A 10,989-nucleotide genomic window follows, 5' to 3' on the forward strand; every position below is an offset into this window, starting at 1 on the left:
CCCAATTGGAAGCGGGATGCTGTACATCAAAAAAGAAAAAATTGAAAAAATTTGGCCTTTGGTCTGTAATCCAAATCCTAAATCGTCAGATATTAGAAAATTTGAAACCCTTGGCACTCGAAGCTTCCCTATTGAGCAGGGTATTGGTGAGGCAATTAATTTTCATAATGCGATAGGGAGTAAGAGGAAAGAAGATCGGGTTCGTTATTTAAAAAATTATTGGGTACAGAAAGTGAAGGGAATTCAGCGGGTTAAAATTCACACTTCTTTAAAACCTGAATATTCATGTGCAATATGCGGCATTAGTATTGATGGGGTTAACCCAAGAGATCTGGATAGTAAATTGTTTAATGAATATAAAATTCATACCGTTCCAATTGTATACGATACAGCAAATTGTGTTCGAGTAACTCCACATGTATATACCCGTTTGTCTGAACTTGATAAATTCGTAAAAGCTATAGCAGAGATTGCTGCAGCTAAATAAATTTTTAGTTTAAATACATGCTAGGCGGCAATCATACTATATCCTTATTAAAAACAGAGTTACAGCAAGTTATGGAACAAATTTGTTGTGAAAATGTACAGGATTTCCCTAAACATTTAATAACAAAAATGTAAAACATAGAGGCAGTGTAGGTAACAGTCTTGTTTAAACATAGGTTTACACAAATAGGCATAAGAATCAATATAAAATTATAATAAAAGCAGTCAAGTATTTCACAGAAGAAGGCCAAAATTCTTTCATCCAAGAGTTAATTTCTAATGGATTCAGTAAAAAACAGATTTGGAAGAAATACACTGGTCAGTAAGAGGAGCAGGGATATCTAATTAGAAGCAATAAGAAATTGGGTTATCCTAATATAGGCCGCCCAATAAGTACTAATTTTGGTAATCAAGGAAAAACCATGTTCGTAAATAAAAAGGCTGTCATACCTGGTCAAATTGAAGAATCTTTTGAAAATCTACAATTAAATTTCGATTTTTAAATTATAACTATTTAATCTATAGATCAATGAAAATTTTATCTAGTCTGCTTTTATTATTTTGTTTTTTAGGAATTCAAAATGAATCCAAAGCCCAAACCTATTATGTTTCACCAAATGGAAATGATCTGAATTCCGGATCTCAACCCGAAAAACCATTTGCAAACATCCAAAAGGCTGTGGATGAGATCCGAAAAAACGGAAAACTATCCAAGCCTGAAGAAATTGCAACCATTTTATTGATGGAAGGTACCTATGAACTAAAGAAACCCCTGATAATAAAACCGGTAGCTGAAGGATCAAAAAAACAAGCGATGCTGATTGACCGGTATCAGGATCAAGCTGTGATCCTAAGTGGCGGACGGGAAATAAAAGGCTGGAAGAAGCAGAAAAATGGATGGTGGATCACCACGATTCCTGAAGTTGCTGCTGGACAATGGAAATTCAATCAACTTTTTGTCAATGGTGATTCGCGACCCCGAGCACGGAAGCCCAACAACGGTTTTCTACGTGTAAAAGGAATGCCAGATGGAACACCAAAAACTACAGGTTATAATAAACCAAGTCAGAAGTTTGAATTTGTTAAAGGAGATATAAACCCAAAATGGACCAATTTGGGTGATGCTGAAGTGATAGTTTACCATTTCTGGACAGATACCCACCTTTCTATTGAATCGATTGATGAAAAGAATAACCTTGTCTCGTTTAAACATGCTTCAAAAAAAGTATTTGCTGACGATTTTAATGAAGAAGGAGCCCGTTATATAGTCGAAAATGTGATGGAAGAGTTGGATTCTCCTGGCGAATGGTACCTCGATCGAAAAACCGGAAAACTGAGCTATTTTCCTTTCCCAGAGGAAAAACCTGAAGATGTTACATTCTTTGCTCCAGTCATAAAAGAATTAGTTCGTTTGGAAGGTGACCCCGAAAACCAGCAATTTGTTGAAGATATTACCTTTAGGAATATTGAATTTCGGCATACCAATTTCCAGCTTCCTGAAGGTGATACAAATAACGGACAAGGCTCATCAACCGTTTCTGCTTCAGTTACTTTGAAAGGAGCTCGCAATTGCGAATTCAGCAATTGTAAATTTACTCAGCTGGGAAACTGGGCTTTAGATCTGCAAGCAGGATGCGTTGGCAATCGTTTTAAAAACAATCAGATAAGCCAAATTGCCGCCGGCGGATTCAAGGTAAATGGCGGAACTTTTGCAGATTCTCCTTTTTTGAGAACGGCCAAAAATGAATTTAAAGATAATGAAATTGGTTATTTCGGTCAAAAGTATCCATCGGCTGTAGGAATTCTTTTACAACAAACAGAAGCAAATCATGTGGCTCATAACCTGATCCATAATGGTTTTTACACCGGGATTTCGGTTGGCTGGGTATGGAGCTACAAACGAAGCATTAGCCGCGACAATGTCATCGAATTCAATCACATTCATCATATCGGTCAGGGATTACTTTCGGATATGGGTGGAATTTATACCCTCGGAGTTTCTCCAGGTACTGTTTTACGAAATAACCTCATCCATGATGTGGATGCCAATCGTTACGGAGGATGGGGAATTTACAACGATGAAGGCTCAACTCATATTTTAATCGAAAACAATATCGTTTACAATACCAAATTCGCAGGATACAACATTCATTTCGCAAAAGAACTTACCGTCAGGAATAATATTTTTGCATTGGGAAGATTACAGCAGCTAAGCCGCAGCCTCAGTGAACCACATCAAAGTGTTTATTTCGAAAACAACATTATTTTCTGGAAGGAAGGAATATTGTTAGATAAGAAATGGAATGACGAACCCTATACGTTTTATTACCATCCCATCCATAAAGGAGAAGAGAAGCTAACTTCAACATTTGAAATGGATCGAAACCTTTATTTCAATCCATCAAAAAGCCTTTCAGAAATTGACTTTAACGGCAAAAGCATGGCTGAATGGCAAAAGGCTGGAAAGGATATTCATTCTCAATATGCCGACCCGATGTTTGTAGATGCTGCCAATTACAATTTTTCACTAAAATCAGGTTCGCCCGCTTTTAAACTGGGGTTCAACGCCATTGATATGAGCTCTGTTGGACCTCGAGGATTAACAGGTCCAAAAAAGTAAGCGTTTTGGCCTAACATAAGTTTACATAAATAATTTATAATAAAACACTATGATCGATATTGGAAGTGGTATGGCCCTACCGTATCATCACTTCCCAATACCGGGTACGTTTGGAGCTGCCTTCGGGCCCTTCAACCTCTAAAGTAATCACTGTACGTACCCCTTTTTGCTTAAAAGTATGAATCGGGTTTTGTTCCGTTGAGGTTTCACCATTACCAAAATCCCATTTCCATTTTTTGATGGATCCAATAGATTCATCTTTGAAGGCTACTATTCCATTTTCTTCGTCGATAACTTTGAACGTCCATGCTGCCTTAATTGGTTCCAAAAATTCTTTTTCCAAAGGCATCAATTGAAATGAACAAAGATATGAGGCATTACTAACCATTTTAACATTATGGGAGAGATTGACATGGCCTTCTCTTTTACCCCCATCAAAATCCAATATCGACCAAGATAGCCCGATTACCTTATTTTCTTTTAGTTCAGATTCTATGGCCCTTTGTGGCCCTTGGTACGGAGCATAGTCATATGGAGTAATCCATCCTTCCAAAATCAAAGTTCCGCTTTCGCCATGTTTAAAATTGTAAGAATAGGCTTGGTTTGCATGCGGAAACTCGGAAACCCAAGGTTGGCTACCCCATACCAATACCCATGCATTATTTACAGGGGGTGTAAAAATATGGTAATTCTGTGCATGTACGCCACTAAAGTTAAAATGATTTTCGATATAGGAAGGGCTTTGAGGTTGCCATTTTAGCTTGGCAGGATCTAATGAGGGATTTTGAATAAAAGGGCCACCAGACAAATCGCCGTCTACTACCAATTCAAAAATATCATTTAAATAACCTTCGGGATTGAAACGTTCAAAATCCCAAAAATCATCATAGGCCTCGTATAGAAAATAGATACGGTTTAATCCCTTTACCCAGCCTATTTTCACTTTTACGTCGAGATCTTTTGGGTCGATATTGGTGCCTTTACCGTCTTCAGTATCATTTAAAAGATCTGTTCCGTATGTATAGTTTTTAGGCACCATGTCCCAATCACTTTTATCACCGTCGATTCGCGGCATTTGATTTCTGGGAAATTGAAAGATTTGGAACATTTTTCCATTTCTTGCCGTGCTGTAGTTTGGGGTAGGCTGGCCATTTGTATCCAATATGCTTCCTGTTAAAAGGAAAAGGATAATTAACCAAGCTATTTTACTTATCTGGAAGTTCAAGTCGATTTTATTTTTCATATGCTATAGATTTAATCTTCGTTTTGATGGTATTTGCTTTTCAGGTCTTGTTCGGAAAATTACTCTTTGTTTTTTAAAAAGCTCTAAATCAATTTATTTATGAATCGACCAGTAGTCACGTTGGCCAATCTTCGACGAAGACCAAACAGTACATCCCGGATTTTTGATAAAATTAGGATTGATTTTGGACGCATTATTTGAGAAACTAAAGTATGGATTTTTCAAATCAAACAAATGTAACTATGTATTAGTTGTAGGTATTTTATCTACTTGACATTCCATGTTTTCCGAAATACTATTTTACGTTAGGAATTTATAGTATTCCGGAAGTAACACTCCTAAGATTGAAATTAGTAATATTAATATTTTTATTACCTTCACTAAAAGAGCCACTGTCAAATATCTGATGTAGAATATGGCATTTTATTCATGGTATGAATAAGGCCTTAATTGATCAGATAGTTTCTGGTAGTATTTTTTAATTAGTTACTAGTTTTATTCATTCATATCATTCAAATTTTAAACAAATTATACGCTCATGAAAAGTAAATTGATTTTCTTTTTGGTTCTTAATATATGCCTTTTTGGTGTAGTAAATAATTTATTGGCACAAAATCCAGAAGCTAAATTAGGCTGGAAACTAGGTGCACAAGCCTATACCTTTAACCGCTTTACATTTTTTGAGGCCATTGATAAAATTGATAGCTGCGGTTTAAAATATGTAGAAGCTTTTCCAGGTCAGGCTATTGGTGGGGGCATTGAAGGTAAAATGGATTTTCATATGGATGCTGCAAAAAGGACTAAAATTTTACAGAAATTGAAGGAAAAAGGAATCAAAATGGTTTCTTATGGCGTGGTTAATGCTAAAGGTGATGCAGATTGGTTACAATTATTCGAATTTGGGAAAGCAATGGGTTTAGAAAACTTTACATCCGAACCTGATGTAAAAGATATTCCTCTGATATCAAAATTGTGTGACCAGTTCAAAATCAATCTAGCTATTCACAATCATCCCCAACCATCTCCTTACTGGAATCCAGATATTGTACTTTCGTCTATTCAAGGACAAAGTAAACGCCTTGGTTCTTGTGCTGATATTGGCCATTGGGTGCGTTCTGGGCTTGATCCGGTTGAGTCTTTGAAAAAATTAGAAGGACATGTTATCCAGTTACATGTTAAAGATTTAAATGAAAAAAATAAGAAACAGGCACATGATGTTCATTGGGGAACAGGTGTTTCAAATATCGACGGAGTAATTATGGAGCTGAAGCGTCAGCGTTTTAAAGGTTTATTATCAGTTGAATATGAGCATAACTGGTATAACAATGTTCCAGATGTGACTGAAAGTGTTAACTATTTTAGGCGTGCATTAAAATAGATGAATTTATTTTTACACAGATAATTTCTTGCTATCAACTAGTAGCATTGGCTCTAAAATGTTTGATTGAGTTAATAAAAATTGGCTGATATAATTTACAATTTAAAACTATACAAATCAATAAGATAGATATGGCAAATAATGGAACAACAGATCGAAGATCATTTATTAAATCAACTGGAGCAGTCGTTATAGGTAGTTCTATTGGATTAAGTGCAGCATTCCCAAAAACTACCTTCGCTCAAAGTAAAAGTGTGTTGAAGGTTGCTTTGATAGGATGTGGTGGAAGAGGAACCGGTGCAGCCAGTCAGGCAATAAAAGCCGATCCTAACGTAATCATTACAGCTATGGCTGATATATTTCAGGATCGTTTGGATAGCTCTTATGACATACTTCTGAAAGCCCATCCCGATAAGGTAAAGGTACCAAAGGAGAATAGATTTGTTGGCTTTGATGCCTACAAACGAGTAATGGAATCGGATGTTGATGTGGTTTTATTGACTACGCCTCCAGGTTTTCGCCCCGATCAGCTTGTTGCCGCCGTTGAAGCAGGTAAACATATTTTCTGTGAAAAACCTGTTGCTGTTGATGCCCCGGGAGTTCGTAAGGTATTAGCCGCTTCAAAAAAGGCCAAAGAAAAAGGCCTTTCACTTGTTTCAGGTTTTTGCTTCCGTTATGATCCTCCAAAGAGAGAGCTTTTTGGAAGAGTTCAGAACGGCGACATTGGCGAAGTTAGAATGGTTAACTCTACGCGTAATGGTGGCGGACTCTGGTATTTTCCTCGCAAACCCGAATGGACAGAAATGGAATATCAGATGCGTAATTGGTATTATTACGACTGGTTATCTGGCGATTTTATCGTAGAAATGGTTGTTCATAACCTAGATATGATGACCTGGGCCTTAGGTAGTCAAATGCCAATAAGAGCGTTTGGAACAGGTGGTCGACAGTCGAGAGTAGAAAAGCAATGGGGTAATATTTACGATCATTTTGCTATTGAATTTGAATTTGCAAATGGCGTTAAAGGGTATAATTTTTGCCGTCAGCAAGATGGCTGTTCAGGCAAAAATTCAGTAGAGATCATAGGTTCAGAAGGTACTGCACTTTATCAAGGGCAGACCCATAAAATAATCGGAAAAAATACTTGGGATTACCAAGGAGAAAAGAAGGATATGTATCAGGTTCAGCATGATGAGCTTTTTGCTTCCATTCGTTCAGGTAAGCCTATGAATGATGGCGAGATTATGGTTAACAGTACCATGCTTGGTATTTTGAGTAGGATGGTAGCCTATAGCGGACAAACCATTACTTGGGAACAGGCAATGAATTCCAATCAGGTTATTGGTCCTGATTTTAATCAATATTCTTGGGACTTGAAATGGCCTGTTCCTGAACCGGCGATACCAGGAGTGACGAAGGTGGTATAAGTTTTGTCTCGAAGAGAGACATTTACGAGATATATTTATTCAAAAGGGTGTCTCGCAGAGACGCAGAGACGCAAAGCAGAGACGTAAAGCAATGACGGAAACAAAATTTCATACTAATTGAAAACCCTTCGCGTCTTTGCGTCTTTGCGAGAGTATATTTTTTAGAAGGTTTGTCTCGAAGAGACAAATTTACGAGATATATTTATTCAAAAGGGTGTCTCGCAGAGACGCAGAGACGCAAAGCAGAGACGTAAAGCAATGACGGAAACAAAATTTCATACTAATTGAAAACCCTTCGCGTCTTCGCGTCTTTGCGAGAGTATATTTTTTAGAAGGTTTGTCTCGAAGAGACAAATTTACGAGATATATTTATTTAAAAGGTTGTCTCGCAGAGACGCAGAGACGCAAAGGAATGACGGAAAACGAAATATCTCTAATAACTGTAAACACTGCTTACCAAATTCATTATACACTTGGACCAGGTCTACTTGAATCAGTTTATGAAGAAATAATGTTTTATGAATTGTGTAAACAGGGATTGACTGTTGAAAGACAAAAAGAAATTCCCTTAATTTGGGATGAGCTAAGAATGGAAATTGGTTTCAGAGCAGATTTAATCATTGAAAATAAAGTAATTGTTGAATTGAAATCAGTCGAGACGGTTGCACCAGTTCATCCTAAACAATTGCTTACATATTTAAAGGTTACTGGTATAAAACTTGGATTATTAATTAATTTTAATGAACCTTATATTAAAAATGGAATAACCAGAATTGTAAATAATATATAAACCTTAGCGTCTTCGCGTCTTTGCGAGAGTATATTTTTTAGAAGGTTTGTCTCGAAGAGACAAATTTACGAGATATATTTATTTAAAAGGTTGTCTCGCAGAGACGCAAAGACGCAAAGCAGAGACGCAAAGCAATGACGGAAACAAAATTTCATACTAATTGAAAACCCTTCGCGTCTTTGCGAGAGTATATTTTTTTAGATGGATTGTCTCGCAAAGACAATTCCAGAGGAGTAATAAGAATTATAGAATGAATTTAGAACCAAAAAAACAACTTATGAATAACACGTTAAAAAAAGGATTGATGTTCCTTAGTATGCTGCTAATTAGCAGCCATATGTCCTATTCTCAGGAAACTTTATTTGAGTTTGGAACATCTACTAGTATGGATGCTGTGCTATCCAAAGCAAAAGAGAAGGAAAATAAATTGAAATGGGTGAATGTCAATACAACAAAAGAAACCTGGAAATTAATGAAGGATGGAACACTTTCTAATACAGGTCTACCCATTGGTGTAATACGTTCTGAAAAGCAATATGAAAATTTCATTTTACATGTGGAATGGAAGCATATGGAAGCTGGCGGTAATTCTGGCGTATTTGCTTGGAGCGGTGCAAAGCCTATTGGTAAAAATCCACTACCAGATGGAGTAGAGATTCAAATGCTCGACCTGGAGTGGGTCGATCTCAATATAAGAAATGGTGTTAAACCTCCAATTGCCTATGTTCATGGCGAACTTTTTGGAGTGCAAGGTGTAACAACTATTGCTGATAATCCAAGAGGCGATCGAAGCAAGTCAATTGAAAACCGTGTAAAAGGTAAGGGTGAATGGAATACCTATGATGTTGTTTGTGTTGACGGTGTGATCAAACTTTCTGTAAACGGTAAGTTTGTGAATGGTATAAGAAAATCTAGCCAGAAAAAAGGATACCTCTGCCTAGAATCTGAGGGGGCTCAAATCTTCTACAGAAATCTAAAAGTTATTGAACTTGCACCTGGTGTAACTTCTGAAGCAGAAACCGCTGCATTATTGCCGTAAAAAGTAATTTTGGCCTTATTAAATATCTAATAATGCTATTTTCTTATATTCGTACTCTAATCCTTTCAATGCATTTTGGTCATTGGAAGGATTTGATATTTTATACTAATGCCCGAACTAAGAACATTATTCATTTAATGAAGCATTATATATTTCTTTTGTTAGTCCTGATCTTCGGGGCTTGTACTCCGGCTAAAAAATCAATTCGGATTCTATATTTTTCAACGGATACCAATAGCCAGGATGTAGCTAAATTTAAAAAGGCTGCCCTAAAAAATGATTGGAGCTTTTTGATCACTACTAGCAAACACTATTTTCATGAAGACTCTCTATCACAAATGGATGCTGTTTTCCTTCCCTTTTCTTCTTTAAATCAATTGACTTATCAGGAATTGCCAATCCTGAAGCGCTATCTAGAGGCTGGCCGTGGTGGAGTTGTGACAATTCAGGATACGACATTGCTACAGACTCAATGGCCCTGGCTTCAGTCATGGAATCTACAAAAAGATGATGCAGAATGGCTGCAGGATAAAGGCTGGGTGGCTCAATTGAGATCAGATTTTAATGAGGGAGATTTGAAGCGTGCAATTTCACAAAAGCTATCCAAGAGTATTGCCCCTGATTATGCCGGTGTAAAAACTTTGTCTGTTCCAGATAGCACCCGATATACGCGTACAGTTTTGGTGCAGGGTTTGGATGAGCCTCTTGGGATGGCAATTCTTCCAAATCATGATGTTTTACTTGCCGAGCGTAAAGGTAGCCTGAAAATCTATAATCGTTTAACCAAACAAATTAAGTTAATATCCAATTTTAATGTATTCAGTGGTATTGAAGATGGACTTTTAGGTTTGGCAATAGATCCAAAATTCAGTGAAAACCATTGGATCTATTTTTATTATGCACTAGGTGGGGATCGATCAGTTAACCGTTTGTCAAGATTTTTACTTGATGGAGACAGTCTTGTTCAAACTTCCGAAAAAATTTTACTCGAAATTCCAACTCAGCGGAAATACTGTTGCCATTCTGCAGGATATATATCATTCGATACGGATGGACTTCTTTATCTGTCAACTGGCGACAATACCAATGCTGAAGAAACTGAAGGCTATACGCCTGTAGATGAGCGACCCGGGAGAGTATTAGCAGATGATCAGGCTACTGCAGCAAATACAAATGATCTCAGAGGTAAAATATTAAGAATCAAACCGATGCCTAATGGTACGTATTCCATTCCTAGGGGTAATTTGTTTACTGAAGGTAATTCAAAAGGACGTCCTGAAATCTATGTGATGGGATCCCGAAACCCATATCGATTTAGTGTAGACAGAAAAAATAACTATTTGTATTGGGGCGATGTGGGCCCCGACACCAAAGTACAGGGTCAGGATGGTGAGTTAATGAGCTATGATGAAATAAATCAGGCCAGAAAACCAGGCTTTTATGGATGGCCATATTTTCTTGGCAACAATGAGGCATTCCCAAAGTATAATTACGCAACAAAGAAGGAAGGACCCAAAAAAGATCCATTGAATCCAATAAATGATTCTCCGAATAATACCGGTCAAAGGGTATTACCAGCTGCCCAACCTGCTATGATCTGGTATGGTAAAAAGACCTCTAAACATTTTCCGATTTTAGGCAATGGTGGTGCTTCAGCTATGGCCGGACCAGTATATTATAGTGATCTTTTTCCAACTGCGCCTTTTAAACTGCATGATTATTACAATGGTAAATTGTTTATTTATGATTGGATCCGTGGTTGGATCATGGCAGTAACCTTAGATGAAAACGGTAATTATCTACGTACAGAACCTTTTTTAAAGCATTATACTTTTCAAGCTCCGGTCGACATGCAGTTTAGTAAGGATGGTGCCTTGTATGTTCTTGAATATGGCACAAATTGGTTCTCAAAAAATACGGATGCCAGATTAGTACGTATCGAATTTGTGGAAGGTAATAGAAATCCTGTGGCAGAGATAGAGATTGCCCAACAATACGCCGCAGCT

Annotated in this window: 8 protein-coding genes; 7 read left to right on the forward strand and 1 reads right to left on the reverse strand. The window is 37.2% G+C overall.

Going from position 1 to position 10,989, the window contains the following annotated elements:
* Positions 1–487: aminotransferase class V-fold PLP-dependent enzyme (locus ACIQZ6_RS10175; protein WP_395810727.1), on the forward strand; the 487-nt coding region annotated here is incomplete at its 5' end.
* Between the two features lie 528 nt (positions 488–1,015).
* On the forward strand, positions 1,016–3,106 hold the full coding sequence (locus tag ACIQZ6_RS10180) for a right-handed parallel beta-helix repeat-containing protein (protein WP_395810728.1): 2,091 nt from the start codon (positions 1,016–1,018) through the stop codon (positions 3,104–3,106).
* 76 nt (positions 3,107–3,182) lie between these two features.
* On the opposite strand, the gene ACIQZ6_RS10185 is transcribed toward ACIQZ6_RS10180, so the two are convergent.
* Complete coding sequence (locus ACIQZ6_RS10185) at positions 3,183–4,349, reverse strand: PKD domain-containing protein (protein ID WP_395810730.1); 1,167 nt, start codon at positions 4,347–4,349, stop codon at positions 3,183–3,185.
* Between the two features lie 538 nt (positions 4,350–4,887).
* Between ACIQZ6_RS10185 and ACIQZ6_RS10190 the strand changes: the two genes are divergently transcribed.
* The 5 genes from ACIQZ6_RS10190 to ACIQZ6_RS10210 form a co-directional block, all read left to right on the forward strand.
* Positions 4,888–5,727 (forward strand): sugar phosphate isomerase/epimerase family protein, encoded by an 840-nt coding sequence (locus ACIQZ6_RS10190; RefSeq protein WP_395810732.1) that lies wholly within the window; start codon positions 4,888–4,890, stop codon positions 5,725–5,727.
* Positions 5,728–5,858: 131 nt separating this feature from the next.
* Positions 5,859–7,154, forward strand: a complete 1,296-nt coding sequence (locus tag ACIQZ6_RS10195; protein WP_395810734.1) for a Gfo/Idh/MocA family protein — start codon at positions 5,859–5,861, stop codon at positions 7,152–7,154.
* Positions 7,155–7,566: 412 nt separating this feature from the next.
* Positions 7,567–7,944 carry a GxxExxY protein gene (locus ACIQZ6_RS10200; RefSeq protein ID WP_395810736.1) on the forward strand — a complete coding sequence of 126 codons (378 nt, stop codon included), beginning with the start codon at positions 7,567–7,569 and terminating at the stop codon, positions 7,942–7,944.
* Positions 7,945–8,194: 250 nt separating this feature from the next.
* Positions 8,195–8,983: a DUF1080 domain-containing protein gene (locus tag ACIQZ6_RS10205; RefSeq protein ID WP_395810738.1), complete on the forward strand. Its 789-nt coding sequence runs from the start codon at positions 8,195–8,197 to the stop codon at positions 8,981–8,983.
* Between the two features lie 32 nt (positions 8,984–9,015).
* Positions 9,016–10,989, forward strand: a 1,974-nt coding sequence (locus ACIQZ6_RS10210; protein ID WP_395810740.1) for a PQQ-dependent sugar dehydrogenase, incomplete at its 3' end; no start/stop codon positions are given.

It is taken from the genome of Daejeonella sp., assembly GCF_044348475.1.
Classification (GTDB): domain Bacteria; phylum Bacteroidota; class Bacteroidia; order Sphingobacteriales; family Sphingobacteriaceae; genus Daejeonella.

Excerpts from the sequence above, each read along its gene's own strand:
- ACIQZ6_RS10195 (WP_395810734.1), top strand. The coding sequence starts at position 5,859 with ATGGCAAATAATGGAACAACAGATCGAAGATCATTTATTAAATCAACT.
- ACIQZ6_RS10205 (WP_395810738.1), top strand. The coding sequence starts at position 8,195 with ATGAATTTAGAACCAAAAAAACAACTTATGAATAACACGTTAAAAAAA.
- ACIQZ6_RS10190 (WP_395810732.1), top strand. The coding sequence starts at position 4,888 with ATGAAAAGTAAATTGATTTTCTTTTTGGTTCTTAATATATGCCTTTTT.
- ACIQZ6_RS10185 (WP_395810730.1), bottom strand. The coding sequence starts at position 4,349 with ATGAAAAATAAAATCGACTTGAACTTCCAGATAAGTAAAATAGCTTGG.
- ACIQZ6_RS10180 (WP_395810728.1), top strand. The coding sequence starts at position 1,016 with ATGAAAATTTTATCTAGTCTGCTTTTATTATTTTGTTTTTTAGGAATT.
- ACIQZ6_RS10200 (WP_395810736.1), top strand. The coding sequence starts at position 7,567 with ATGACGGAAAACGAAATATCTCTAATAACTGTAAACACTGCTTACCAA.